Origin of the sequence: Sphingopyxis sp. J-6 (assembly GCF_046603995.1) — a bacterium.
Lineage (GTDB): Bacteria > Pseudomonadota > Alphaproteobacteria > Sphingomonadales > Sphingomonadaceae > Sphingopyxis.
Genome location: NZ_CP145810.1, coordinates 2,067,628 through 2,093,152 on the forward strand (window position 1 = coordinate 2,067,628; position 25,525 = coordinate 2,093,152).

Annotated in this window: 21 protein-coding genes and 1 tRNA gene; 10 read left to right on the top strand and 12 right to left on the bottom strand. The window is 65.9% G+C overall.

The window, feature by feature from the left end; all coding sequences use genetic code 11:
• Positions 1-2: 2 nt before the first annotated feature.
• Positions 3-1,184 (bottom strand): bifunctional 2-C-methyl-D-erythritol 4-phosphate cytidylyltransferase/2-C-methyl-D-erythritol 2,4-cyclodiphosphate synthase, encoded by a 1,182-nt coding sequence (locus V6U71_RS09925; RefSeq protein ID WP_411342093.1) that lies wholly within the window; start codon positions 1,182-1,184, stop codon positions 3-5.
• 96 nt (positions 1,185-1,280) lie between these two features.
• On the opposite strand from V6U71_RS09925, the gene dusB reads away from it, so the two are divergent.
• From dusB to hflX, 7 genes are all read left to right on the top strand, one after another.
• On the top strand, positions 1,281-2,279 hold the full coding sequence (gene dusB, locus V6U71_RS09930; RefSeq protein ID WP_411342094.1) for a tRNA dihydrouridine synthase DusB: 999 nt from the start codon (positions 1,281-1,283) through the stop codon (positions 2,277-2,279).
• Positions 2,276-3,373, top strand: a complete 1,098-nt coding sequence (locus V6U71_RS09935; RefSeq protein WP_411342095.1) for a two-component system sensor histidine kinase NtrB — start codon at positions 2,276-2,278, stop codon at positions 3,371-3,373. Before dusB ends, V6U71_RS09935 begins: the two co-directional genes overlap by 4 nt.
• Positions 3,370-4,788 carry a nitrogen regulation protein NR(I) gene (ntrC, locus tag V6U71_RS09940; RefSeq protein ID WP_054733244.1) on the top strand — a complete coding sequence of 473 codons (1,419 nt, stop codon included), beginning with the start codon at positions 3,370-3,372 and terminating at the stop codon, positions 4,786-4,788. Before V6U71_RS09935 ends, ntrC begins: the two co-directional genes overlap by 4 nt.
• A 103-nt stretch (positions 4,789-4,891) precedes the next feature.
• Entirely contained in the window at positions 4,892-7,198 is a 2,307-nt protein-coding gene (locus V6U71_RS09945) for an ATP-binding protein (RefSeq protein ID WP_411342096.1), read from the top strand.
• Positions 7,188-8,567: a sigma-54-dependent transcriptional regulator gene (locus V6U71_RS09950; protein ID WP_411342097.1), complete on the top strand. Its 1,380-nt coding sequence runs from the start codon at positions 7,188-7,190 to the stop codon at positions 8,565-8,567. The genes V6U71_RS09945 and V6U71_RS09950 overlap by 11 nt, the downstream gene beginning before the upstream one ends.
• Before the next feature lie 119 nt (positions 8,568-8,686).
• Positions 8,687-9,184, top strand: coding sequence for an RNA chaperone Hfq (gene hfq / locus V6U71_RS09955; protein ID WP_411342098.1), 498 nt, complete (start codon positions 8,687-8,689; stop codon positions 9,182-9,184).
• Positions 9,185-9,204: 20 nt separating this feature from the next.
• Entirely contained in the window at positions 9,205-10,560 is a 1,356-nt protein-coding gene (hflX, locus tag V6U71_RS09960; protein WP_411342099.1) for a GTPase HflX, read from the top strand.
• Here hflX and mazG read toward each other — a convergent pair.
• The 10 genes from mazG to V6U71_RS10010 all read right to left on the bottom strand — a co-directional run bounded on the left by mazG (position 10,538) and on the right by V6U71_RS10010 (position 19,549).
• Entirely contained in the window at positions 10,538-11,311 is a 774-nt protein-coding gene (mazG, locus tag V6U71_RS09965; RefSeq protein ID WP_411342100.1) for a nucleoside triphosphate pyrophosphohydrolase, read from the bottom strand. The genes hflX and mazG overlap by 23 nt on opposite strands.
• A 64-nt stretch (positions 11,312-11,375) precedes the next feature.
• Positions 11,376-11,552 carry a hypothetical protein gene (locus tag V6U71_RS09970; RefSeq protein WP_411342101.1) on the bottom strand — a complete coding sequence of 59 codons (177 nt, stop codon included), beginning with the start codon at positions 11,550-11,552 and terminating at the stop codon, positions 11,376-11,378.
• The gene (locus V6U71_RS09975) at positions 11,549-12,313 is read right to left on the bottom strand and encodes an MBL fold metallo-hydrolase (protein WP_411342102.1); all 765 of its coding nucleotides are present in this window, start codon (positions 12,311-12,313) and stop codon (positions 11,549-11,551) included. The genes V6U71_RS09970 and V6U71_RS09975 overlap by 4 nt, the downstream gene beginning before the upstream one ends.
• Before the next feature lie 13 nt (positions 12,314-12,326).
• Positions 12,327-13,103 carry a TatD family hydrolase gene (locus V6U71_RS09980; RefSeq protein ID WP_411342103.1) on the bottom strand — a complete coding sequence of 259 codons (777 nt, stop codon included), beginning with the start codon at positions 13,101-13,103 and terminating at the stop codon, positions 12,327-12,329.
• A complete protein-coding gene (metG, locus tag V6U71_RS09985; protein WP_411342104.1) occupies positions 13,103-14,683 on the bottom strand; it encodes a methionine--tRNA ligase in 1,581 nt (526 codons plus the stop codon). The genes V6U71_RS09980 and metG overlap by 1 nt, the downstream gene beginning before the upstream one ends.
• 47 nt (positions 14,684-14,730) lie before the next feature.
• A complete protein-coding gene (locus V6U71_RS09990) occupies positions 14,731-15,708 on the bottom strand; it encodes a DNA polymerase III subunit delta' (RefSeq protein WP_411342105.1) in 978 nt (325 codons plus the stop codon).
• Complete coding sequence (gene tmk / locus V6U71_RS09995) at positions 15,705-16,334, bottom strand: dTMP kinase (protein ID WP_411342336.1); 630 nt, start codon at positions 16,332-16,334, stop codon at positions 15,705-15,707. Before tmk ends, V6U71_RS09990 begins: the two co-directional genes overlap by 4 nt.
• Positions 16,328-17,545, bottom strand: coding sequence for a D-alanyl-D-alanine carboxypeptidase family protein (locus V6U71_RS10000; protein ID WP_411342106.1), 1,218 nt, complete (start codon positions 17,543-17,545; stop codon positions 16,328-16,330). The genes tmk and V6U71_RS10000 overlap by 7 nt, the downstream gene beginning before the upstream one ends.
• Before the next feature lie 11 nt (positions 17,546-17,556).
• Positions 17,557-18,525 (bottom strand): septal ring lytic transglycosylase RlpA family protein, encoded by a 969-nt coding sequence (locus V6U71_RS10005; protein WP_411342107.1) that lies wholly within the window; start codon positions 18,523-18,525, stop codon positions 17,557-17,559.
• Positions 18,526-18,538: 13 nt separating this feature from the next.
• A complete protein-coding gene (locus tag V6U71_RS10010) occupies positions 18,539-19,549 on the bottom strand; it encodes a lytic murein transglycosylase (protein WP_411342108.1) in 1,011 nt (336 codons plus the stop codon).
• A gap of 290 nt (positions 19,550-19,839) precedes the next feature.
• Here V6U71_RS10010 and V6U71_RS10015 point away from each other — a divergent pair, with 290 nt between their 5' ends.
• Positions 19,840-20,979, top strand: coding sequence for an NAD(P)/FAD-dependent oxidoreductase (locus tag V6U71_RS10015; RefSeq protein WP_411342109.1), 1,140 nt, complete (start codon positions 19,840-19,842; stop codon positions 20,977-20,979).
• 250 nt (positions 20,980-21,229) lie between these two features.
• Positions 21,230-21,319 (top strand) — tRNA-Ser (locus V6U71_RS10020).
• A 7-nt stretch (positions 21,320-21,326) separates the two neighbouring features.
• Here V6U71_RS10020 and V6U71_RS10025 read toward each other — a convergent pair.
• Complete coding sequence (locus V6U71_RS10025; protein WP_411342337.1) at positions 21,327-22,046, bottom strand: 2OG-Fe(II) oxygenase; 720 nt, start codon at positions 22,044-22,046, stop codon at positions 21,327-21,329.
• A gap of 204 nt (positions 22,047-22,250) precedes the next feature.
• On the opposite strand from V6U71_RS10025, the gene V6U71_RS10030 reads away from it, so the two are divergent.
• Entirely contained in the window at positions 22,251-25,460 is a 3,210-nt protein-coding gene (locus tag V6U71_RS10030) for an autotransporter domain-containing protein (protein ID WP_411342110.1), read from the top strand.
• Positions 25,461-25,525 lie beyond the last annotated feature (65 nt).

Genomic DNA, 25,525 nt, shown 5'->3' on the forward strand with positions numbered 1-25,525 from the left:
GGTCAATTCTCCGGAAGTTGCAGGGTAGCGACGGCCTGGGCGGCGATCCCCTCGCGGCGGCCGGTGAAGCCCAGCCGCTCGGTCGTTGTCGCCTTCACACTAACCCGCACGGAGGAAATCGCAAGGATTTCGGCGATGCGCTCGCGGATCGCGGTGCGATGCGGTCCGATTTTGGGCGCTTCGGCGATGATCGTCAGGTCGATATGGCCTATCCGTCCGCCGCGGGCGGCGACACGCGCGGCCGCGAAGGACAGGAAGCGGTGCGACGCCGCGCCGCGCCATTGCGGATCGCTCGGCGGGAAATGGTCGCCGATGTCGCCTTCGCCGAGCGCGCCGAGCAGCGCATCGGTCAGCGCGTGAAGTGCGACGTCGGCATCGCTATGGCCTTCAAGTCCATGACTATGCTCGATTTCCAGTCCGCCGATCCACAGCGGCTTGTCGGCGACCAGCCGGTGCACATCATAACCCATGCCCACCGCGGTCTGCATCATGACATTGCTCCCCAATAGTCCCGACAGGATCGCCATATCGTCGGCATATGTCAGTTTGTGGAGCCTTGCATCGCCGGCAACGGCGGCGACGGCGACGCCAAGCCGCCGCACAAGTTGTGCGTCGTCGGTTGCCGAACCGTCGCGCGCGGCCGTGTGCGCCTCGCGTAATGTCCCCAAATGAAACGCCTGCGGTGTCTGCACCCGCGCCAGCGCGCCGCGGTCGACGACCGCGCCCGCTTCGCTATCCGCCTGTTCGACGAGGGTATCGGGGACGGGCAGCGTCGGGATGGCTGCCTTGGCGCCATTCTTTAGCGCATCGAGCAGCCGGTCGATCACCGCCGCCGACACGCCGGGCCGCGCGGCATCGTGCACCAGCACCAACGCATCGTCCTCGCGGTCGGCGAGGGCCGCGAGGGCGTTGGCCACCGAATCCTGCCGTTCCGCGCCCGGCACGGCGGTTTCCCACCCCGCTGGCAACGGCCCGACCGCCGCAGCGACGTCTTCGCTTGCGACCAGCACGCCCGCCGCAATCGCTTCATGCGCCGCCAAGGCGTCGAGGCTCCAGCGCAGCACCGGCTTGCCCGCCAGCTCCGCGAGTTGTTTCGGCAATTCGAATCCGGCGCGCTTTCCCAGACCGCCGGCCAGCAGAATGGCGACGGCGTGCGGTGCAGGGGAGGATGCGGACTCGCTCATCGCCCGCGCGGTTAGCGCAGCATCGGCTTGCGGGGAAGCGGCTTAGCGTGTAGGGGCGTGCTCAATTTTTAGGCAATTCGACGAAAGCTCCCCGCCATGGCGCCGCTCCGGCCCATCCAGATCGGCAACATCACCATCGCGGATCCAGTGATCCTCGCGCCGATGACGGGCGTCTCCGACCTGCCGTTCCGCAAGCTCGTCCGCTATTATGGCTCGGGGCTCAACGTCACCGAAATGATCGCGAGCCAGGCTGCGATCCGCGAAACGCGCCAGTCGATCCAGAAAGCGGCATGGGATCCGGTCGAGGAGCCGGTGTCGATGCAGCTCGTCGGCTGCACTCCCTATGAAATGGGCGAGGCGGCGAAGCTCAACGAGGATCGCGGCGCCGCGATCATCGATATCAACATGGGCTGCCCGGTACGCAAGGTCACCAACGGCGATGCGGGTTCGGCGCTGATGCGCGATCTGAAGCTCGCCGCCGCCCTTATCGACAGCTGCGTGAAAGCGGTGTCGGTCCCGGTTACGGTCAAGATGCGCATGGGCTGGTGCCACGATAGCCTGAACGCCCCCGAACTCGCGCATATCGCCGAGGACCTAGGCGCCAAGCTGGTGACGGTTCATGGCCGGACGCGGAACCAGATGTACCGCGGCGAAGCCGACTGGCGTTTCGTCCGCACGGTCAAGGATGCGGTATCGATCCCCGTCATCGTCAACGGCGACATCTGTTCGTCCGACGATGCGAAGGCCGCGCTCGCGCAGAGCGGCGCCGATGGCGTCATGATCGGCCGCGGCGCTTATGGCCGCCCTTGGCTGCTCGGGCAGGTGATGGCGACGCTGCGCGGCGAAGCCGAGCGCCCCGATCCCGGCATCGACGAACAATATGACGTCATTACATCGCATTACCGTGCGATGATCGACCATTATGGCGAGATGACCGGGGTCAATATGGCGCGCAAGCATCTTGGCTGGTACGTCAAGGGACTGCACGGCTCGGCGGAGTTCCGCAATAAGGTCAACCAGATTCCTACCAGCCGCGGCGTGCTCGACGCGCTCGAGGAATTCTACGGTCCGCATCTGACCAGGGCCGCCGCGTGAGCGCGCTCACGTCGAGCATTCCGACCTTCGATCACGACGAGCTGATCCAGTCGCACCCGATCGCGACGCTGATGATCGACAAGGGCGGGGTGATCCTGTTCGTCAACGCCGCCGCCGAACAGCTTTGCAACGTCGGCCGCGCCGCGATGGTCGGCCGCGTCGTCTATGACGTGATCAGCATGGACCGCAGCTATCGCCAGCGGATGAACGATCCCGGCTATTCGGCGCTGTTCGCGCACCGCGCCGAAATTTCGGTCGGCGCGCGCCGCTCGATCTTCGTCGACATGCAGATGGTGTCCTATGGCCAGAGCGGCCACCGCATCCTCGCGCTGGTGCCGTCGCAGAACGAAGCCGAACTGATGGGCGGCGCGATCGGGCGCTCGGGACGCGCCGCCGGCGCCGCGGCATCGATGCTGGCGCACGAGATCAAGAACCCGCTCGCGGGCATCAAGGGCGCTGCGCAGTTGCTCGCGCGCAAGACCGATGCAGGAGGGGAGCGCTTCACCACGCTGATCTGCGCCGAGGTCGACCGCATCACGACGCTGATCGACCAGATGGAGCATTTTTCGCGCGGTCAACCGATCGCCTGTTCGGCGATCAACCTCTATCAGGCGATCCATCAGGCGATGGAGGCGGTGCGCGCGCGGCAGTTGCCCGACATCCGCTTCGTCGAGGATTTCGACCCGTCGCTGCCTCTGGTGCTGGGCAACCATGACGCCATGGTGCAGATATTGCTCAACCTCGTCACCAACGGGTGCGAGGCGCTGAGCGGCCAGCCCGATAGCACAGTGCGCATCGCGACCGCCTATCGTCACGGCCTGTCGATCGACAATGGCGACGGGCGCGGGCGCATCGCATTGCCGATCGAGGTCAGCGTCAGCGACAATGGCCCGGGCGTCCCCGCCGAGATTCGCGGCGACCTGTTCGACCCCTTCGTCACCACGAAACGCGAAGGGCGCGGGCTCGGCCTTGCGCTCGTCGCCAAGCTCGCGCGCGATATGGGCGGCACGGTACAGCATATGCGCGACGGCGAATGGACGCGCTTCCGCATCCACCTGCCTGCCGCGCCGGCGGGGAAGGGGGGCGCCCGGTGACGAACGGCAAGACGGTTCTGCTGGTCGAGGACGATCCCGCGATCGCGCTGATCATCCGCGAGACGCTGGTCGACGAATGCGGCACCTTTGCGTCGGTCGGCAGCATCGCCGAGCGAAACGCCTGGCTTGCCGACCACCGCCCCGACCTGATCATCACCGATGTCGTGCTGCCCGACGGCGACGGCATCGATTCGCTGCCCGGCGTCGGGGTCGACCCGGCCACCCCGGTGATCGTGCTGTCGGCACAGAATACGCTCGACACCGCAGTGCGGGCGACCGGGATCGGCAGCTATGATTATCTGCCCAAGCCGTTCGACCTCGAGGAACTGACCGCCAGCGTCCGCGCCGCGCTGCAGCGCCGCGCCGAACCTGCTGCGAAAGCCGATGCCGGACAGGCCGACAGCCATGGCCTCGTCGGCCGCGCCCCAGCGATGCAGGCGGTCTATCGCACCATCGCACGGCTTGCCTCGAACGACCTTGCCGTTCTGATCCTCGGTGAATCGGGGACGGGCAAGGAAGTCGTCGCCCGGGCGGTCCATGCGACCGGGCTGCGCCGGGCGGGGCCGTTCGTCGCGATCAACATGGCGGCGATCCCGCGCGAGCTGATCGAGGCCGAGCTGTTCGGCCACGAAAAGGGCGCTTTCACCGGCGCGCACAGCCGCAACGCGGGGCGCTTCGAGCAGGCGGCGGGCGGCACGCTGTTCCTCGACGAAATCGGCGACATGCCACTCGAAGCGCAGACCCGGCTGCTGCGTGTGCTGCAGAGCAACGAATATTCGACCGTCGGCGGCAGCCAGGCGCTGCGCGCCGACGTCCGCGTCGTCGCGGCTACGCACCGTGACATGCGGACGCTCGTCGCCGACGGGCGATTTCGGGAGGATCTGTTCTACCGCCTCAACGTCATCCCCGTGACCTTGCCCCCGCTGCGCGACCGGCGCAGCGACATTGCGGCGCTGGTTCGCCATTTCGTCGATGCCGGGCGGCATTCGGGGCTTCCCGACCGCCAGTTCGCGCCCGCCGCGATGCAGATGCTCGAACGCCATGACTGGCCCGGCAACGTCCGCGAACTCGGCAATGTCGTGCAACGGCTCGCCGTCCTGTCGCGGGATACGGTGGTCACCGCGCGCGACGTCCAGGCGGTGCTGCACGACAACATCGACGGCGTCGGCACCGCCGAACCCGCCGACCTGCTGGCCCGCGCCGTCGACGACTGGGCGCGCGACCAGATGGCCGAAGGCGCGGCGGACGGCGATATCCACGAACGGCTCGAGGCAATCGTCGAAGCGGCTTTGTTCCGCCGCATCTTGCGCGAGGTTCGCGGCAACCAGCTCGAAGCCGCACGGCGCCTTGGCATCAATCGTAACACGCTGCGCAAGCGGCTGGGACAGCTCGACATCGACCCGGCGCATCCCTGATCCGTTCGGCGCTCGGTTCGACCGGGCAGAAATCGGGCCGATCGAACCGCAAAACGCACTTTGTGTGTTTTCTATGCAACAGGTTTGTCGTAACGCAGCAACAATGGCGCAACTCGCTCCCCCCGCCAATGACATCGATTCGGGCGTGGACGACGCACGGGCGAATGGCTGGCAGTTTGCGGCGCCCGAATATTACACGCTCGGCATCATGATCAGCGTCGCGATCGCGACCTATATCTTCGTGACCGGCGACAGTCAGAGCCAGCGGCTGCTGACTCCCGCGATTGTCGCGGCGATCATGGTCGCCAACCTCGTGCCCGCGATGGCGCTGATCGTGCTGATCGGCAGCCGCGTCGCGCGAGCGCGCGCCGTGCGGTCGATGGCGGGAGGCAATGGCCGCCTCCACGTCCGCCTCGTCGCGCTTTTCTCGCTGCTCGCGGCGACGCCGACCCTGCTCGTCGTCATCTTCGCGTCGCTGCTGTTCCAGTTCGGCGTCGACTTCTGGTTTTCGGACAAATCGCGCGGCATGTTCGAAAATGCGGCGAACCTGGCCGAGGGCTATTATCAGGAAAACCAGCGCGAGGTCGCCGCCAATACGGGCGCCATGGCGACCGATCTCGGCGCCTATCTCGATCGGGTGCCGATCAACGACCCCGGCTTCTCCAACTATTATTTCCAGCAGGTCGTCGTCCGTAACCTCAATGAATCGGCGATCATCGAAATCGGCAAGGATGGCGTCGCGCGAACCGCTGCGGGGGTCGATCCCGACAATCGCGCGGCCGAAAACCGCCTGTCGAAGATGATGGTGAGCCGCCTCGATGCCGGCGAAGACGTCGTCGTCGTCCGCCAGCCCGACCGGATCGAGGCGGCGACCCGGCTGCCCGGAACGGAGCGCGCCTATCTCTATGCCTCGCGCGATTTCAACGTGCCCGGCTTCCAGCAGTCGGTGCGCGCCGGCAATGTGCTCGCCGACTATAATGCGCTGTTCAAGCGCTCGCAGCTTTTGCAGTTGCAGTTCAACGGCGCGCTGTTCCTCGGTGCACTGTTGCTCTTGGCGCTGGCGGTGGTCGCGGCGATCGTCGTCGCCGACCGTATCGTCCGCCCACTCGGGACGCTGGTCGGGGCGACGCGCACCGCGGCCGACGGCGATCTTTCGGTGCGGGTGACGCCCCCGGCGCGCGACGACGAAATTTCGGTGCTGACACGCGCTTTCAACCGCATGACCGAGCAACTGGAAGGGCAGACCGGCGCGCTCGTCAGCGTCAACGAGCAACTCGAAGCGCGCCGCAGCTTCATCGAAGCGGTGCTCAGCGGCGTGTCCTCCGCGGTGGTGTCGGTCGATGCCGACCATCGCATCCTGCTCGCCAACGCCGCGGCCGAGCGGCTGATCTGCCAGTCGAGCGATTGCCTGACGGGTCGCAATCTCGCCGAGGTTGCGCCTGAACTCGCCGAACTGCTCGCCAGCGACGAGCGCGAGGCCATCGTTCAGCACGCGCGGAAGGATGCAGAACCGGCCACACTCGCCGCGAAGGCGGTGGCGCAGGGTGACGGATTCGTACTGAGTTTCGAGGATATCACCCAGCAATTGCTCGATCAACGCCGCGCGGCCTGGTCCGACGTCGCGCGGCGCATTGCGCATGAGATCAAGAATCCGCTCACCCCGATCCAGCTCGCCGCGGAACGGCTCCAGCGCCGGTTCGGCGACAAGGTGGAAGGCGACAGCGCCACCTTCCGCAAGCTGACCGATACGGTGATCCGCCAGGTCCATGACATGCGGCGCATGGTCGACGAGTTTTCCAGCTTCGCACGCATGCCGAAGCCGACCTTCGGCGTCGAGGATGTCCGCGACATCCTCCGCCAGGCGGTCTTCCTGTTCGAGGTCGCCAAGCCCGAAATTGCTTTCACGATCAAGACGGCGGACGAGATCGAACCGCTCGTTTGCGACCGCCGCCTGCTCTCACAGGCGCTCACCAATATCGTCAAAAATGCCGTCGAAGCGATTGAAGAAAAACCGAAAGATGCCGAAGTCAACCCGGTCGGCCATATTCTCGCCGAGCTCGAAACGGGCGCCCGCGATTCGCTGATCATCCGCATTTGCGACGACGGGATAGGGCTCCCCGAAGCCCGCGAGGCGATCGCCGAGCCTTATATGACGACGCGGCAGGGCGGGACGGGGCTCGGCCTCGCGATCGTCAAGAAGATCGTCGAGCAACATTATGGCGAGCTGGAATTTTCGGACAATCCGGCGGGGCAGGGTGCATGCGTGACGATGACCCTGCACCCTGACCGGTTGCGCGCGCTTGCGGACCGGGGGGCCGGCAAGGGCGGCGAGGGGACAATGATAGGGCAGGCAGAATCGGTACCGGGGCGGGTACGGCACCGGCAGGACAGAGAAGAACATGGCGCTTGATATTCTGATCGTCGACGATGAGCGCGACATTTGCGACCTGGTCGCCGGCGTCATGGAGGACGAAGGCTATGAAGCGCGCACCGCGTCCGACAGCGACGCGGCGCTGGAAGCGATCCGCCAGCGGCGGCCGTCGCTGGCGCTGATCGACGTCTGGCTGCAGGGCTCGCGGCTCGACGGTCTGGGGCTGGTCGAGGCGATCAAGGCGTTCGACCCGACGCTGCCGATCATTGTCATTTCGGGGCATGGCGGGCTCGATACCGCGGTCGCGGCGATCCGCCGCGGTGCCTTCGACTTCATCGAAAAGCCGTTCGAGGCCGAGCGGCTGCTCCATCTTGTCGCGCGCGCGACCGAGAATGAGCGGTTGAAATTCGAATATGAGCAGCTTCGCGAAAAGGCGGGTCCCGCCGACGAACTGACCGGCACCAGCGCCGCGATCAACAATGTCCGCGCCACGCTGAAGCGCGTCGCCGGTACCGGCAGCCGGGTACTGATCACTGGCGCGCCGGGCGTCGGCAAGGAGGTCGCATCGCGCGTGCTCCATGGTTGGAGCGGCCGGCACAACGCGCCGTTCCGCGTCATCTCTTCGGCGCGAATGGATCCCGAGACGGTCGAGATCGAGCTCTTCGGTTCCGAATCCGACGACGGATCGATCCGCGTCGGCCTGCTCGAACAGGCGCATGGCGGCACATTGTTCCTCGACGAGGTCGCCGACATGCCGCTGACGACGCAGGGCAAGATTTTGCGCGTGCTGACCGACCAGAGTTTCACGCGCGTCGGCGGACGGACGATGATCCGCGTCGATGTCCGGATCATTTCGGGTTCGGCGCGAGACCTGATGGCCGAAATCGCCGAAAACAGGTTTCGAGAAGATCTTTATTATCGCCTGAACGTCGTGCCGGTACATATCCCGCCGCTGCGCGAGCGGCGCGACGATATTGCCAGCCTTTGCGACCATTTCGTTCGCCGCTACGCCGCCGACCGCCGTGTCCCGCCGCCGGAGATCAGCGCCGAAGCGATGGCCGCGCTGCAGGCGCACGACTGGCCGGGCAATGTCCGCGAGCTTCGCAACGTCATCGAACGCGTGATGATCCTGGCGCCGAGCGACCGGCTCGCACGGATCGACGCCGACATGCTGCCCGCCGAGCTGGTGCGCGGCGGCGCCGATATCCTGCCGAACAGCGAATCGATCACCGCGATTCCGCTCAAGGAAGCCCGCGAAAATTTCGAACGCGAGTATCTGCGCATCCAGATCAACCGGTTTTCAGGCAATATCTCGCGTACCGCAACCTTCATCGGGATGGAGCGTTCGGCCTTGCATCGCAAACTTAAGCTGCTCGGATTGACCGACAATAGCGACAACGAAGGGTAAGGGGCTTTGACGTAGACCTGCGGCGCGCTATGCCGCATATTGCGTGTGCGAAGAAGGTCAAAGATGCCGGCTGTGCCGACATCGCACCGCGGTTATACCGCCAAGAACAGGAGGCCAATGTGTCCGATAAGAATCAGAATCTCCAGGATCTTTTCCTCAACGCGCTGCGCCGCAGCAAGACTCCGGTCACGATGTTTCTCGTCAAGGGTGTCAAGTTGCAGGGAATCATCACCTGGTTCGACAATTTTTCGCTCCTTCTCCGCCGCGACGGCCAGTCGCAGCTCGTCTACAAGCACGCCATCTCGACGGTCATGCCCTCGCACGACTTCGACCTCTCGCTCCTCGGCGACAATCTGCGCGATGCGCCGGCCAGCAAGGGCAAGGCCCTGCAGGATGTTTTCCTGAACGCGGTGCGACGTTCGGACGAGTCGGTGACGATGTTCCTCGTCAACGGAGTGATGCTGCAGGGCGATATCGTCGCCTTCGACCTGTTCTGCATGCTGCTCGAGCGCGAGCGGCAGGTGCAACTCGTCTACAAGCACGCCATTTCGACGGTCCAGCCGAACGGGCCGATCAACCTGACCGACAGCGGCGAAGACGAAGCGGGCGACGCCTGATCGATCGCCCGAACGCTCCGATGAACGATGACATTGGCGAAGTGACGCGCGGCGCCGCAGCGCTGTTGGTCGTGCCCGAATGGCATGGCCAGCGGCTGTCGCGCGACCTCGATGCGCGCGTCGAGGAAGCAAAGGGGCTCGCCATCGCGATCGGGCTCGTCGTCGTCGCGGCGCATCCGATCCGGCTGCGCCAGACGCGCGCCGCCACCTTGCTCGGCGTCGGGCAGATCGACGCGATCAAACCCGACGTCGCGGCCCACGACGTCCAGGTCGTCATCGTCGACGCGGCGCTGACCGCGATCCAGCAGCGCAATCTCGAAACCGCGTTCGGGGCGAAGGTGATCGACCGGACCGGGCTGATCCTCGAAATCTTCGGCGAGCGTGCCGCAACCGCCGAAGGGCGGCTGCAGGTCGAACTCGCGCATCTCGACTATCAGGCGGGGCGGCTGGTGCGGAGCTGGACCCACCTTGAGCGCCAGCGCGGCGGCTTCGGCTTCCTCGGGGGCCCCGGCGAAACCCAGATCGAGGCCGACCGGCGGATGATCCGCGACCGCATGGCGCGCATCCGCCGCCAGCTCGAGGATGTGCGCCGCACGCGCCAGCTTCAGCGCGCGAAGCGCCAGCGCGCGCCATGGCCGGTAGTCGCGCTTGTCGGCTATACCAACGCCGGGAAATCGACCTTTTTCAACCGCTTGACCGGAAGTGACGTCATGGCGGAAGATATGTTGTTCGCGACGCTCGATCCGACGATGCGCGAGATCGGGTTGCCGGGGATCGACAAGGCGATCCTGTCCGACACCGTGGGCTTCGTGTCCGACCTGCCGACCCAGCTCGTCGCGGCGTTCCGCGCGACGCTGGAGGAAGTGACGACCGCCGACCTGATCGTCCACGTCCGCGACATCGTCCATCCCGACAGCGAGGCGCAATATGACGATGTCCGCGCGATCCTCGACTCGCTGGGCGTCAACGGCACGCTGGACGGGGAAGGGGGCGGCGATGCGCCCGACGCCATTCCGCAGATCGAAATCTGGAACAAGATCGATACCGCCGATCCCGAACGCCGCGCGGCGATCGCGGAAATGGCGGCGCGGCGGCCCGACGTCGCGCTCATCTCGGCCGTCACCGGCGAAGGCGTCGACGCCGCGCGTATCCTCATGGCGTCGCAATTGACCGCGCAGCACCAGACGCTGCGGATCTTCCTCGGCTTCGATCAGGGCGACGCGATGGCGTGGCTGCACGCGCGCGGCGAGGTGTTGAGCGACGAGGTGCAGGGCGAGGGGCATTTGCTCACGGTCCGGCTCGATCCCGCCGACCGGGCGCGTTTCGAGCGATTGTGGCCGGCCAGACCCGACGCTACGAGCGCTCCGACGCCTTGACGGCCTGCCAATGCGCTTCCTGCGCATCGAGCGACAGCCCCGCCAGGGTGCCGCCGGCGCGATCCTCCATGGCGGCAAAACGGCGCGCGAATTTGAGATTGGCATCGCGCAGCGCGCCTTCGGCATCGACGCCGAGCTTGCGCGCATAATTGACCACCGCGAACAGCAGGTCGCCAACCTCCTCGTGCCGTGCCGCATCGCTGTCCGCATCGGCGACCTCGGCCAGCTCCTCGGCAATCTTGTCGCGCGGCCCCTGGGTGTCGGGCCAATCGAAGCCGACCCGCACGGCACGCGCTTGCAGTTTCTGCGCGCGGAGCAGTGCCGGCAGCGACAACGCGACACCCGCCAGCGCGCCCTGCGGACCGTCCGCGGCGCGCTCCGCCGCCTTGATTTGCTCCCATTGCATCCGGACGTCATGGGCCTTGGTGTCGCCGAAGATGTGCGGATGGCGGCGCTCCATCTTGTCGCTGATCGCCGCCGCGACATCGTCGAACGTGAAGAGCCCGTCATCGGTCGCGATCTGGCTATGGAAGACGACCTGGAGCAGCAGGTCGCCAAGCTCGTCGCAGATCGCAGCGGGGTCGCCGCCGGCGATCGCGTCGGCAACCTCATAGGCTTCCTCGATCGTATAGGGCGCGATCGTCGAGAAATCCTGCGCCAGGTCCCATTCGCAACCGCCGTTGGGGTTACGCAATTGGCGCATGATGGCGAGCAAGCGATCGATGGGGGACAGGCTTGCGGTTTCGGCCATCTTATTATCCGATAATATATATTATGTTAAATTACGATATGCAGGCGAGAAGCGGCGAGCCCCCTCACGCCACGAGCTGCCAAGTCCGGATGACGAGGAACACGAGCGCGAAGATCGCGAGCCACGCCAACCCCATCTTGAGCCAGTCGGCGAGCTTGAGTTGGCGCGCGACGAGTGCGCTGATGACGAGCGTCAGCGCCATCGCGAACCACAACATGTCGGCGCCGGTTTCCATCGTCATAGCTGCACCTCCAGCCCGTCATAACCCGGCTCGACGCCCGGCGGCAACTCGGCCGCCAGATCGTCATAGTCCATCGTATTGTCCATATGCGTGATGATCGCCCGCGGGTTGCCGACTTTGGCGAGGCCTTCGAGCGACATTTGCAGATGCGGATGCGTCGGATGCGGATAGCGGCGCAGAGCGTCGATCACGAACAGATCGACGCCCTGGAAAAAGTCGACCATCTCGACGGTAAACTTCGAAAAATCCGTAGCATAGGCGATCCTGTGCGCACCGTCGCTGAAGATCAGCCCGGTCGCCTTGATCGGCCCGTGCGGCATTTCGATTGCCGACACCTCGATCGGCCCGATCGATTGATGATCCATCAGTTCGACCGGATCGACCGACGCCGGGTAGCCAGCATTGCCGGCAAAGGCATAGGTGAAGCGCCATTTCAATATGTCGAGGACATGGTCGCGGGCATAGGCGGGCACTGCCGACCGCCGCAAATGCATGATCTGCCGCAGGTCGTCGAGCCCATGGCAATGATCGGCATGCTCGTGCGTCCAGATGACCGCATCGACCTCACCGACCTCGGCGTCGAGCAATTGCAGCCGCATGTCGGGGCTGGTGTCGACGAGCAGCCGAAAGCCGCCGAGCGAGATCAGGATCGAGGCGCGGCTGCGCAAATTGCGCGGATTGTCCGGATCGCACTGCCCCCAATCGTTGCCGATCCGCGGCACGCCCGACGACGTCCCGCAACCAAGGATCCGAAGCTTCATGGCGCGTCTGACATCACGGCGCCGCCTTGTTGAAAAGCTTGTAGAAATTGGCGCTGGTCGTCGATGCCAGTTCGGCGCGATCGTCACCGCGCAAATCGGCGAGATAGGCCAGCGTATCGGCGACGAACGCAGGTTCGCCGGTCTTGCCGCGGTGCGGCACGGGGGCGAGGAAGGGCGAGTCGGTTTCGATCAGCAGCCGGTCCTGCGGCAGCCACTTCGCGGTCGCCTGGAGGTCGGTGGCATTTTTGAAGGTCACGATCCCCGAGATCGAGATATAGAGGCCGAGGTCGAGCGCTTTGCGCGCGAAATCGTCGCTGGCGGTGAAGCAGTGGATGACGCCGGGGAAGACCGCCCGGCCCATTTCCTCGCCGAGCAACGCCAGCGTATCGTCTTCGGCATCACGTGTATGGACGATGACCGGCAAACCGCTTTGCTGCGACGCGTGAATATGGCGGCGGAAACTGTCCCGCTGCCGCTGCCGGTCGCTCTTGTCGTAATAATAGTCGAGCCCGGTCTCGCCGATCCCGATCACGCGCGGATGCGCGGCGCGTTCGACGAGCTTGGCCGTATCGACGTCGGGATGCTGGTCGGCGTCGTGCGGATGGATGCCGACGCTCGCCCAGACATCGGGATTGGCTTCGGCTGCCGCGAGCACATCGTCCCATTCGCTTTCGCGCGTCGCAATGTTGAGCATCGCGGTGACGCCCTTTTCACGCGCACGCGCCAGCACGTCGCCCTGCTGCTCGGCAAGCCCCTTGTAATTGAGGTGGCAGTGCGAATCGACGAGCATTACGCCTCCCCTTCCCCCTCATCCTCTTCGGCAGGCAGTTCGAGGCGCGGGAAGATCGGGACGGGCTGGCCTACGGCGAAGCCGCTGGCGGCGAGTTTCGCGAACCAGTCGGTGTCGGCCAGCGCGGCGAAGTCGCGTGCGTCTTCGGCGATGCCCATCTGGTCGAGCAATTTGTCGGCGGCCGCCGGCACGACCGGACGGATCGCGATCGCGAGCGTCCGGACCACCTTGAACAAAGTCATCAGCACCGCGCGCATCCGCTCGGGGTCGGTCTTGCGCAGCGCCCAGGGCGCCTGCGCGTCGACATATTGGTTGCACGCGAAAACCGCGCGTAGCCAATCCTCAATACCGACCGAAAAGGCCAATTGCTCGAAGGCATGTGGCAGGCAATTGCGTGCCATTTCATTGACTTCGCCGAGCAGGTCGAGATCGTCCTGCGCCTGCGCATAGTCGGAGGAAAGAGCGCCATCCAAATTCTTGAAAATCATCGACAAGCTGCGCTGCGCCAAATTGCCGAAGCTGTTCGCCAGATCGGCATTGGCGGTGCGCACGATCGCCTCGGCCGAGTAGGTGCCGTCCTGCCCGAAGCTGACTTCGCGAAGCAGATAATAGCGCAGCGGGTCGACGCCGAATTGTTCGGCGAGCACCATTGGGTCGACGACATTGCCGAGCGATTTCGACATCTTCTCGCCGCGGTTGAGCAGGAAGCCGTGGCCGAACACCTGTTTGGGCAGCGGCAGGCCGGCGCTCATCAGGAAGGCCGGCCAGTAAACCGTATGAAAACGAACGATATCCTTGCCGATCATGTGGATATTCGCCGGCCAGAACTTGCCGAAATCGCTGGCGGGATCGGGATAGCCGAGGCCCGAGAGATAGGTGGTCAGCGCATCCACCCAGACATACATGACATGCCCCGGCGAGCCCGGCACCGGCACGCCCCAGTCGAAGCTGGTGCGTGAGACGCTGAGATCCTTGAGCCCGCCCTCGACGAAGCGCAGCACTTCGTTGCGGCGGCTTTCGGGACGGATGAAATCGGGCTGGTCGTTGTACAGCGCGAGCAACCTGTCCTGATAATTCGACAGTCGGAAGAACCAGCTCTCCTCGACCGTCCATTCGACCGGCGTGCCTTGCGGCGAGAGTTTGGTCTCCCCTTCCCCCTGCGTCAGTTCGCTCTCGTCGTAAAAGGCTTCGTCGCGGACCGAATACCAGCCCTCGTAGCGGTCGAGATAGAGATCGCCATTGGCCTCCATCGCCTTCCAGATCGCCTGCGACGCCGCATGGTGCGCGGTGTCGGAGGTGCGCATGAAATTGTCATAGCTGATATTCAGCCTGGCATACATCTCACGGAAATATCCCGACATTTCGTCTGCAAGATCGATCGTCGCGCGCCCCTGGTCGCGCGCCGTCTGGAACATCTTCAGCCCATGCTCGTCGGTGCCGGTGATCAGCCGCACGTCGCGGCCGCGGGCGCGCTGGAAGCGGGCCATGACGTCGGTGGCGATCGCTTCATAGGCATGGCCGATATGCGGGCGGCCGTTCGGATAGCTGATCGCGGTGGTGATATAAAAGGGGTCTGACATGCCCGCGCCTTAGCGGGTGCGGAGCAGGAGGGGAAGTATCCCGACGATTATCGCGCCGCCGCGACTTTCGGCGCGAGTTCGGCAAGGCAATTGCCGATCTCGAACCCGACCATCGCGCCGTCGTAGGAACCGCGGATGGCATCGCGCACAGTTCGCTGGATGCGGTCCCATTGCGCCAGCACCGGCGCGATCTCGGCCACCGGACGCTCGCGTGCCAGCCGCGCGAGCAACCCCGGAACGATGTCGATCACCAACTCGAGCCGGGCGCGGTTGCTGGTGCCCGAAACCTCACGCGCCAGCGCTTCGCGCAGGCGGTTTCCGGGATCGCCGCTCGCCGCAATGGCGAGCAATTTCTTCTCCATCGCCGCGACATCGCTGTCGATCAGGGCAATTGCCTTTCCGGGCACCCCGCCCGATGCCGCAACGATCGCGCGCACCTCCGCCATTTCGAGCATCGGGCGCAATTCGTGAAGCCACGATGTCATGACGTCATGTGCAACCGGTTGAAAACGAAGCATTCTGCACCGCGAACGGATCGTCGGCAGCAAGCGTCCGGGTGAGTGACTGATCAGCAGAAACAGCGTTCTTGCTGGCGGCTCCTCAAGCGTCTTGAGCAGGGCATTCGCGCCATCGGTCTCAAGGTCGTCGACCGCATCGACGATGATCACCCGCCACTCACCCAGCGACAGCGACAGGTGCAGGCGGCGAATGATGCCGCGCACCTGGTCGATCGTGATGTTGCGCGCGAGTTCCTTGCCCTTGTCCTTCGGCTGACGCGTCAGTGAAAGAATCTCCGGATGGTTGCCGGCGTCGACAAGGCGCGCTGCAGCGGTGTCGCCGGAGTCGTCGAGCGATACCGGCACGCCATCGCCGCCGCTCCCGTGGGTGACGAGGAAACGGGCCACCCGCTCGGCAAAGGCGCCCTTCCCCATCCCCTGCGGTCCCGCGAGCAACCACGCATGGTGGAGCCGCCCTGCGGCCCATGCCTCGACAAAGGCGCTTTCGGCATCCTGATGGCCGATCATGCCAGCCACTCCTGAAGGTCGGCGAGGATCGCCGCGGTCACCGCATCGGCAGGAGCATCGGCCTCGATCACCCGCCAGCGCGCAGGTTCGCTCGCCGCCATCTCGGCAAAGCGCGCAGCGAGGCGCGCCTGATAGTCGGCGGGCTTGCTGCCCATGCGGTCGGCGCCGCCCGCGTCACGCGCCGCCAGCCGCCGCGCAGCTTCATCGGCGCCGACGGTGAGCAGGAAGGTCCGGTCGGGGAGCAGCCCCTGCGAGCCGAAGCCGTGCAGCGTCATGATGTCGGCGTCGGTGATCCCGCCGCCGCCGCCCTGATAGGCGCGCGACGAATCGACGAAGCGGTCGCACAGCACCCACGCGCCGCGTTCGATCGCGGGCCGGATCGTCCGCGCGACATGATCGGCGCGCGCCGCGGCAAAAAGCAAGGCTTCGCTGCGGGCGTCCCAGCGGTCGTCGCTGCCTTCCATCAACAGGGCGCGGATCGCCTCGGCGCCCGTGCTGCCGCCGGGTTCGCGCGTCACGATGCTTTCGATGCCGCGTTCGGCCAGCGCCGCGGCGAGCGCGCGGATCTGAGTCGATTTCCCGACCCCCTCACCGCCTTCGAGGGTGATGAAACGCCCGCTCACCAGCCCGTCAGCCGGTAAAAGCCGGTGCGCGCCCGCGCCCACCAGCCGCCTTCGCCGACGTCGGCCGCCGCAAGCAGCGGCGTCGTCTGCGGCGGCAACCCGTCCGGAGTAACGACCAGATCGGCGATCGGCGTCCCGCGCACGACGGGCGCCGCGAGCGGTGAGCGGGTGCGCATCACTGCGCGATAACCGCCCGAATAGCCTTTCGGCACCGTCATCCGCACCGCCATGCCGGTTTCCGTCGCGACGACCGGCTTGGCGCCCTTGCCGACATCGATGCGGCCGACACTGGCACCCGCGGGAACCAGCTCACGGCCCTCCCATTGCTCGAAACCCCAGCTCATCAGCCGTTCGGCCTCGTCGCGGCGTGCCTTCTCGCTGCTCATCCCGGCAACGACCATGATCAGCCGCCGCCCGCCGCGCTTCGCCGAGCCAAGGAAGCAATAGCCGGCTTCGGCGGTGTGCCCGGTCTTGAGCCCGTCGGCACCCGCGAAACGGCCGAGGATTGGGTTGCGGTTCGGCTGGACGATCGGCTTGCCATCGGGCGAAGTGCCGTGCTGGAGCCGCGGCATCGAAAAATAGCGCGCATAGCCTTCGGGATGATCGCGGATCAGCCGGTCAGCAAGCGTGATCAGATCGGCGGCGCTCACCTTCGTCACCCCGCCGTCGGGCCAGCCATTCGGTGTCCCGAACTTGCTCGACGACATACCAATATTTGCCGCTATGACATTCATTCGTTTGACGAATGCTTCCTCGCTACCGTCGATCCCGACCGCCAGCACCGCCGCGGCGTCATTGCCCGAAACGGTGATCAGACCCTTGAGCAATTCGTCGACCGACACCTTCTCGCGCGGCCGCAGGAACATCGTCGATCCGCCGGTGCTGCCGTTCCACTTTTTCCACGTCGCTTCATCGACGGTGAATTGCTTGTCGCGCGACAATTCGCCCTTGCGGATCAGGTCGAGCACGACATAGGCGGTCATCACCTTCGCCATCGACGCGGGGGCAAAGCGCTTGTCGGCGCCGCGCGAGAAGAGGATCGCGCCCGAATCGAGATCCTTCAGCATCACGATCGGCGCCTGCGTAACGTAGAGCGGGCGGCTCACCGGCGCCGGAGGCGCCTTGCCGCCTGCCGAGGCAGCTGGCAACGCTGCGGCAACCGCCAGCGCGGCAAGCGCCGCAGCACCGCCCCTGATGATGATCGCCCGTCGCATCCGCCGGCGAGTCACCGGTCGCGAACGACCACTGCGTCGCGGAAACCCTTTGCCTTTGCCTTGCCGAGCGCGGCCTGCGCTTCGGCGTCGCTGGCGAACGGTCCCATACGGACCCGCCACAGATTGCCCGCCTTGACGACGCTGCCGCCGACCGACTTCGCGGCGGCGTTGGCGCGGCTCTGGCTGCTGAACGCGGCGACCTGCACAGCGTGGCTACCGCCCGCAGCGGACGGAGTCGGAGCGGGCTTGGCGACGGGTGTGGCAGGTGTAGCGGCAGGCTTTGCCGCTGGCTTCTTCGCGCCGGGGCCTTCGACGATGAAACGGTCGCCGCCTGCAGGCTGCGCCGGCGTCGGAGCTGTTGTCGTCGATGGCGTCGCCGTCGCGACATTGGCGGAAGCGCCCGCCGGAACCGGGATGCCCTTGAGCTTGCTGCGCAGGATCGTCAGCAGCGAGTCGGGTGTGGCGATCCGGTCGGGAACCGAGCCGCCTGCGCGCAACTGCGCCCTTTCGGCCGCGGGCGGATTGGTGCGGCGGACGCGGACGGCGGCGACGCCGCCGGTGAGGCCAAGCTGTTCGGCCGCGCCGCGCGACAGGTCGATCAGCCGGTCGTTCACCATCGGGCCGCGATCGTTGACGCGCACGAGGATGGTGCGCCCGGTATCGAGCGCGGTGACCTCGACATAACTCGGCAGCGGCAGCGTCTTGTGCGCCGCAGTGATCGCGGCGGGATCGAACGCTTCGCCGTTGGCGGTCGGGCGCCCGGCCAGTTCCTCGCCATACCAGCTCGCATAGCCGACATCGTCATAATCGGCGATATCGGCGGGCGTATAGGTGGTGCTGCCGATCGTGAAGGGCTCGCCGAGCTTGGCCGGTCCATCGACCCCGGCCGTCGCAGGCACCGGCCCCGCCGTGGGCCTGCTATCGCCCTTGCCTCCACCCAAATTGCCGCATCCGCTGAGCAGCAACGCCGCTCCTGCCATCAGGCCCCCGCCCCTAACGATCGATTTCATCCGCCAGCAACCCCACAGAAAGCGCGTAAAAGTTGGAACAATTATAGTCGAGTATCGCACGATAATTGCCCGTCAGCAAATAGGCGGTGTTGCCGGGGCCATCGGGTTCGAGCAACGTCGCCTGCACCTGCCCGTCGGGCCAGCGGCCGCTCGCGGTCTGGAAACCGTCGGCGCGCCATTCGGCCATGCTCCGCCAGCGGCTGTAACGCGCGAAAACGCGCGGGCAGCGCGTCGGCTGCAGCCGCGTCGCAAAGCGATTGCGGTCGAAACCGGCGGGCACGCGCACCGCGACACCCCACGGCTGCCCGGCGCGCCAGCCGGCGCGGCGCAGATAGGCCCCGATCGATTCGATCGCGTCGGCCTCGCTCGACCAGATGCGCGCAACGCCGTCGCCGTCACCGTCCTCGGCAACCGCCAGATAAACCGAGGGCAGGAATTGCGGATAACCGAACGCGCCCGCCCAGCTTCCTTTCAGCACGTTGCGCGGGACGCCCTTTTCGACCATTTCCAGCGTCGCGATAAATTCGGGTTCGAACAGGCTGCGGCGGCGGCCTTCATAGGCCAGCGTCGCCAGCGCCTCGGGCAGGTCGAAATTGCCCGTCACCTTGCCGTAAGCGGTCTCATGCCCGAAAATCGCGATCATGATGCTCGTCGGTACGCCGGTGCGCTGTTCGATCCGCGACAGCATCGGCAGCAGCCGGTCGTGAACCGCGCGCCCGCCGCCGATCCTCGCCGCATCGACATGCTTCGCCTTATAGGGCGCAAAGGCCGGGATCGGCGTGTTCGGATTGGGCGGTGCGCCAAGGTTGTCGCGATCGAGCGCCACGACACGGGGATTATAGACCAGCCCCGCGGTCACCCGGTCGAAGGTCGCGCGCGACACCCCGCGCGCCTGCGCCTTCGGCCACAGCGACTGGACATAGGTGGTAAATCCGGCATCGCTCCCCTGTGCGTGGAGCGGCGCCGATGCGGTGAGCGCCCAGGCCGACAGCATCGTGGCTGCCAGCTTGAAAACACGTCCGATTCTGAAACTGCTAGCGTGCATGACGTCCCCACCCATAGGCAATGTCTTGCACAGATGCGAGCGCCTTGACCACCCCGCGCCAAGACAAGCCGAGTCATTCGTGCGCCGGACCGATAACCCGGTTCGCTTGCCGCGTGCTCGAACGGTTCCGGCCCTTTCGGCGTGCGGATCGAGGTTATAAGAAGCATCGGCGTCATTCGAATTGCCGCTCGCCGGAACAGCGAGACGCTGTACCGAAGATTGCCGGAGAGGAACGGGAATTGCAGACAGCCGATTTTCTGATCGTGGGCGGCGGCATCGCTGGCGTATCGGCAGCCGCGCGGCTTGCCCCGCATGGACGGACCGTGCTGCTCGAAGCAGAGAGTGGCTTCGGCTATCATTCGAGCGGCCGCAGCGCGACCTATTATCATTTCGGCATCGGCAAATCGGTGGTGCGCGGCATGACCGCATTCAGCCGCGCGCATTTCGAAACCCCCAGCGCAAATGGCACCGCGCTGTCGCGCCCTTCCGCCGCGCTGTTCATCGCGCCGCCGGAGATGCTCGCGGGGCTCGACGCGCTTGAGGCGGAAATGCGGCCCTATAGCGACGGGCTCGAAAGGCTCGACGCTGACGCCGCGCGCGACATCGTGCCGGTACTCCGCTGCGGCGGCGACGGGATCGTCGCCGCGGTGCTCGATCGCACTGCCCGCCGCCTCGACAGCGAAATGCTGCAGCAGGATTATCGCGCCGCGATCAAGCGAGCAGGCGGTCAGTCGATCCCGGGTGCCCGCATCGTCGCGGTCGCGCGTGAAGGAACGAACTGGGTCGCGACCACCGCGGCCGGCGATCGCTTCTCGGCACCGATGCTCGTCAATGCGGCGGGCGCCTGGTGCGACGAGATCGCGCGCCTCGCGGGCATCGCTCCGCTCGGCCTTCAGCCATTGCGCCGGACGATCATCGCCTTCGACGCCCCGCCGGATCAGCAGATCGGCGACTGGCCCTTCACCAAGACCGCGGTCGATGATTTCTACATGCTACCCGAATCGGGTCGTCTGCTCGCCTGTCCCGTCGACGAAGTGCCGAGCGAGCCGACCGACGCCCAGCCGGAGGAATATGACATCGCCCTCGCCGCGGCGAAGACCGAACATTATACCTCGCTTGCGGTCCGGCGGATCAGTCACAGTTGGGCAGGACTGCGTACCTTCACGCGCGACCGCATTCCGGTCGCCGGCTTCGCGCCCGATGCGGAGGGATTTTTCTGGCTGGCCGGTCAGGGCGGATATGGCCTGCAAACCGCCCCCGCGATGGCCACCGCGACGGAATCGCTGATCACCGGCGGCAACTGGCCCGCCGGCTTGACGGACTGGGGCGTCGATCGGGCCGATCTTGCGGTCGAACGGCTCCAGATCACAGGACATTAGATCGACCATCCAAGCGCCGGGAAGCAATCAACGAGCAGCGAGCGCCCCACGCGGCGCCTCGCGGGCGGCGGCAACATTTATCGACTGCCAAGCGAAATAGGACTCTCGACAATCCGGCAGGCAGCAGAGTATCGGCCATATTTCACCGCCGAGGAGCAAGTCGCTGCCAAGGAGGTGTCCCGGCAGGTGCCCCACGCCATAACGGTTTCGCGGGCCGCAGCTTGGAATGAAGGGCGGTAACCCGCCGTGCGGACAGGTGGCCGAGTGGTTTAAGGCAGCGGTCTTGAAAACCGCCGTGGGTGCAAGCTCACCGTGGGTTCGAATCCCACCCTGTCCGCCACGCGCTTTCAGCTCGCATCATGAAGGATCATCCCCAGCGTATACCGCTCCCCGTCGCGGACTTCGCTGACGCCATGGCGTAGCTTGACGCGATAATATCCGCGCGTTCCCGCGCGCAGCGCCTCGTTGACCGCAAAGATCACCGCATCGCCCTGCCGCAACGGCACGACATGCGCGCGTGACTGCATGCGCGGGCGTTGTTCGGTCAGGACGAATTCCCCGCCGTCGAACTCGGTACCAGGCTGCGACAAGAGGATCGCGATCTGGAACGGGAAATGCACCGCGCCATACAGGTCCTGATGCAGGCAGTTGTAATCGCCCGCTGCATAGCGGAGCAGCAGCGGGGTCGGCCGTCGCTGCCCGGCGGCCTGGCAGATATCGATAAAGGCGGCGTGCTCCTCGGGAAAATGCGGCCCCTGACCCAGCGCGTCCGCCCAGCGGTTCGCGATCCCGGCCAGCGGCGGATAAAGCGCAGTACGGATCGCCCCGACGATATCGGGCAGCGGGTACCGATAATAGCGATAGGCGCCACGTCCGAAGCCGTGCCGCTGCATGACCACCGTGCTGCGATAGAGGTCGTCCCTATCATAGGCGCTGCGCAGGGCGGTGCAGCTTTCGGGCGTCAGCAGGCGCGGCACGATATGCCAGCCCTTCTCGCCAAGGTCGCTTGCCAGCGCCTCCACGTCCAGCGCCGCGGCGCGACCCTCGATGCTTTGCTTGTCGGTCATCGTCATAATCATCGGCAAATCCGCGCCTTCCTGCGAGTTTCGCGCTGGTCTTTGCCCGCGAATGGCGTCAGGACACCCCGTTTCTTGCGCCCGAACACCGGCGTCGATGCACCCGCCAAAGATTTTTCCAAGGCTAGGGCGAACCGCCTCCGTCTTGTGATTGTCCCGGGAGGACATCCCGATCGCGATCACAAGAGGAACCCAATGCGCAAGATCCTGCTAGCGTCCACCTGCCTGGCGGCGGTGTCGGCCACCCCCGCCCTCGCCGAAACCACCATCACCACCGCGACCACCGCACCCGTCCGCACCTCGACGGTCAAGTCGGGCACCCCCGACGATATGAAGATTACCTCGGCCGGATCGGTGAAGCCGACCAGCGGCACCGCGGTGACGATCGACAGCAATCACAAGGTGGTGAACGAAGGCACGATCCAGATCACCAATTCGGACAATGCGCGGGGCATCTTCGCCAATGCCGGCACCGTCGGTTCGATCACCAATAGCGCGTCGGGCAAGATCATCATCGACGAAAGCTATGCGCCGACCGACATCGACAAGGACGGCGACATCGACGGCCCCTTTGCGGTCGGCAGCAATCGCGTCGGCATCGCGACCGGCGGCGCCTTCACCGGCAATATCGTCAATTCGGGCACGATCACGATCGAGGGCAATGATTCGGCGGGTATCCGCCTCGGCGGCCCGCTGACCGGCAATTTCACCAACGACGGCACCATCTCGGTCCTCGGCGACCGTGCGCTCGGCGTCGGACTTCAGGACGTCACCGGCAACGTCCGCCTCGCGGGCACGATCAGCGCGCAGGGGCTCGACGCCGTCGCGGCACGGCTTTCCGGCGACATCACCGGCGCGCTCGTCGTCCAGGGCACCGTCGTCGCAACCGGCTATCGCACCACGACCGCTCCCGCGGACCCGTCGAAGCTCGACGCCGACGACCTGCTGATCGGCGGCCCGGCGCTGTCGATCGAAGGCGATGTGACGGGCGGCATCGTCCTCGCCGTACCGCCAAAGGACAATAACAAGGACGACAAGGACGAGGACAAGGACGGTATCGAGGACGCAAAGGAAGGCTCGGCGGCGGTCAGTTCGTTCGGCTCGGCGCCGGCGCTGCGCATCGGCGCCGCGAACCGCGACGTCACCATCGGCGCGGTCAATGGCACCGGCACCGGTTTCGGCCTGATCATCGACGGTTCGGTGCAGGGCAACGGGCTGTACGCGGGCAAGGCAGGCAATGCGATCCAGATCGGCGGCATGGGCGGCAACGTCACCATCGCCGGCGGCATCGGCATCGGCGGCACCGTCACAGCGAATTCAAAGGATGTTGCGGCAACCGGCATCCGCATGGGCAGCGGCTCGACTACCCCCGAAATCCGCGTCGCCGGCAAGGTCGAGGCGACGAGCGGCGGCAACAGCGCCAATGCGATCGCGACCGGCATCCTCGTCGAAGCGGGCAGCGATGTCGCCCTGATCCGCAACAGCGGCACGATCGCGGCGAAGACCGGCGGCGACAACGGCACCGCGCGCGCCATCGTCGATCTGTCGGGCAACGTCGATACGGTCGAGAACAGCGGCGCGATCAGCGCCAGCGGCGCGGCGGCAGCGTCGGGCCGGAATATCGCGATCGACCTGTCGGCGAATACCGGCGGCGCGACGGTCAAGCAGACCGCGGTCGCATCGGGCGTCACCGCGCCGAGCATCGTCGGCGACGTGCGCTTCGGCGGCGGCAACGATGTGTTCGACATCGCCGATGGCTCGGTCAAGGGCGACACCTTCTTCGGGGCAGGCACCAACCGCCTCGCATTGTCGGGCGACGGGACCTATGACGGCACCGCCCGCTTCGGCAGCGGCGCCGACGCCATGACGCTCGCCGGGACCTCGAAATTCAGCGGTACCGCCGATTTCGGCGGCGGCGCCGACACGCTGAGCATCGGCGGCACCTCGATCTTCTCGGGTCGCCTGCAAAATTCGGGCGGGCTGGCGGTCAGCGTCAGCGGCGGCGCGTTCGACGTCGTCGGCGCGGCGACCATCTCGTCGCTGTCGATCACCGACAAGGGTGTGCTGGGCGTGACGCTCGACACTGGCAGCACCGGCACCGCGTTGCAGGTTACCGGCAACGCCAGCTTCGGCGCCGAATCGACGCTGGCGCTCAAACTGTCGAGCATCGAGAATGCCGAGGGCGAGCATATCGTCCTGACCGCAGGCTCGCTGACCGGCGCCAGCAATCTGACGACGTCGCAGACGTTGCTGCCGTTCCTCTACAAGGGCACGCTGACCTCGAACGCGACGCAGCTCATCGTCGACGTCTCGCGCAAGAGCACGACCGAGCTTGGCCTCAATCGTTCCGAAGCGAGCGCGTTCAACGCGGTGATCGACGCACTCGGCGGCGACGAAGACATCGAGGATGTGTTCCTCGACATCGTCGACGGCGGCCAGTTCCGCAACCAGTTGCAGCAGATGCTTCCCGAACATGAAGGCGGCGTCTTCGAAACCGTCACCTCGGGCTCGCGCGCGCTGTCGCGCTACCTGCAGGACCCGAACGCACCGTTCCAGGACGAAGGCAAATGGGGATATTGGGTCAACCAGGCTGTCTGGGGCACCTCGAAGAGCCTCGGTAACACCTCGAGCTACGATGTCAGCGGCTGGGGCATTTCGATGGGTGCGGAGATCGAGAGCGATGTCGGCAACTTCGGCGCGTCGATCGCTTACCTCAAGGGCAAGGACGGCAACGGCAGCAACGACAATGAAGTCAGCACCAGCCAGTTCGAAGGCGCGCTGCACTGGCGCCTGCGCTCGGACCACCTGATGGCGAATGCCCGCATTTCGGGGGCGCCGATCAAAATGAAGGGCACGCGCATTTTCCGCGCCGAAGCCGGGGCCGAGGACATCGAAAAGACGATCCGCGGCAAGTGGGACGGCACGCTTTGGTCCGCCTCGGGTTCGGTCGCCTATGACGCGGTCACGAACGGCGGCTTCTCGATCCGCCCGGTCGTCGCGGTCGATTATTACAAGCTGACCGAGAAGGGCTATCAGGAAACCGGCGGCGGCGACTCGCTCGACCTCAAGGTCCTCGGCCGCGACAGCGACGAACTGGCCGTGTCGGGCACCGTCGCCGTCGGCTTCGACTTCGGCGGCCGCGACGAATATGACGGCTGGACGCGCTTCGAAATCGAGGGCGGCCGCCGTCAGATCGTCGGGGGTTCGCTCGGCGCGACCACCGCGTCGTTCAAGGACGGCACCCCCTTCACTCTCGTCCCCGACGACCGCACCAGCGGCTGGGTGGGCCGCCTGCGCGGCATCGCCGGCAACTCGGCGTTCCAGGTCGGGGGCGAGTTCTCCGCGGAAGAACAGCAGAGCCATATGGGCTGGTCTGTCCGCGCCAGCTTGCGGGTCGGTCTCTAACAGCCCCCCGGGGCCGACCTTGCCGCAAGGGGGAAGCACCCTCCCACTCCCGCTTCCCCCTTGCT

Coding starts and splice junctions, on each gene's coding strand:
- V6U71_RS09925 (WP_411342093.1), bottom strand. CDS start 1,184: ATGAGCGAGTCCGCATCCTCCCCTGCACCGCACGCCGTCGCCATTCTG.
- V6U71_RS10005 (WP_411342107.1), bottom strand. CDS start 18,525: ATGGCAGGAGCGGCGTTGCTGCTCAGCGGATGCGGCAATTTGGGTGGA.
- V6U71_RS10030 (WP_411342110.1), top strand. CDS start 22,251: ATGCGCAAGATCCTGCTAGCGTCCACCTGCCTGGCGGCGGTGTCGGCC.
- metG (WP_411342104.1), bottom strand. CDS start 14,683: ATGTCAGACCCCTTTTATATCACCACCGCGATCAGCTATCCGAACGGC.
- mazG (WP_411342100.1), bottom strand. CDS start 11,311: ATGGCCGAAACCGCAAGCCTGTCCCCCATCGATCGCTTGCTCGCCATC.
- V6U71_RS09990 (WP_411342105.1), bottom strand. CDS start 15,708: ATGATCGGCCATCAGGATGCCGAAAGCGCCTTTGTCGAGGCATGGGCC.
- V6U71_RS10025 (WP_411342337.1), bottom strand. CDS start 22,046: ATGACCGACAAGCAAAGCATCGAGGGTCGCGCCGCGGCGCTGGACGTG.
- V6U71_RS10010 (WP_411342108.1), bottom strand. CDS start 19,549: ATGCTGTCGGCCTGGGCGCTCACCGCATCGGCGCCGCTCCACGCACAG.
- V6U71_RS09970 (WP_411342101.1), bottom strand. CDS start 11,552: ATGACGATGGAAACCGGCGCCGACATGTTGTGGTTCGCGATGGCGCTG.
- V6U71_RS09975 (WP_411342102.1), bottom strand. CDS start 12,313: ATGAAGCTTCGGATCCTTGGTTGCGGGACGTCGTCGGGCGTGCCGCGG.
- V6U71_RS09945 (WP_411342096.1), top strand. CDS start 4,892: ATGGCGCAACTCGCTCCCCCCGCCAATGACATCGATTCGGGCGTGGAC.
- V6U71_RS09950 (WP_411342097.1), top strand. CDS start 7,188: ATGGCGCTTGATATTCTGATCGTCGACGATGAGCGCGACATTTGCGAC.
- V6U71_RS09980 (WP_411342103.1), bottom strand. CDS start 13,103: ATGCTCGTCGATTCGCACTGCCACCTCAATTACAAGGGGCTTGCCGAG.
- dusB (WP_411342094.1), top strand. CDS start 1,281: ATGGCGCCGCTCCGGCCCATCCAGATCGGCAACATCACCATCGCGGAT.
- hflX (WP_411342099.1), top strand. CDS start 9,205: ATGAACGATGACATTGGCGAAGTGACGCGCGGCGCCGCAGCGCTGTTG.
- V6U71_RS10000 (WP_411342106.1), bottom strand. CDS start 17,545: ATGCGACGGGCGATCATCATCAGGGGCGGTGCTGCGGCGCTTGCCGCG.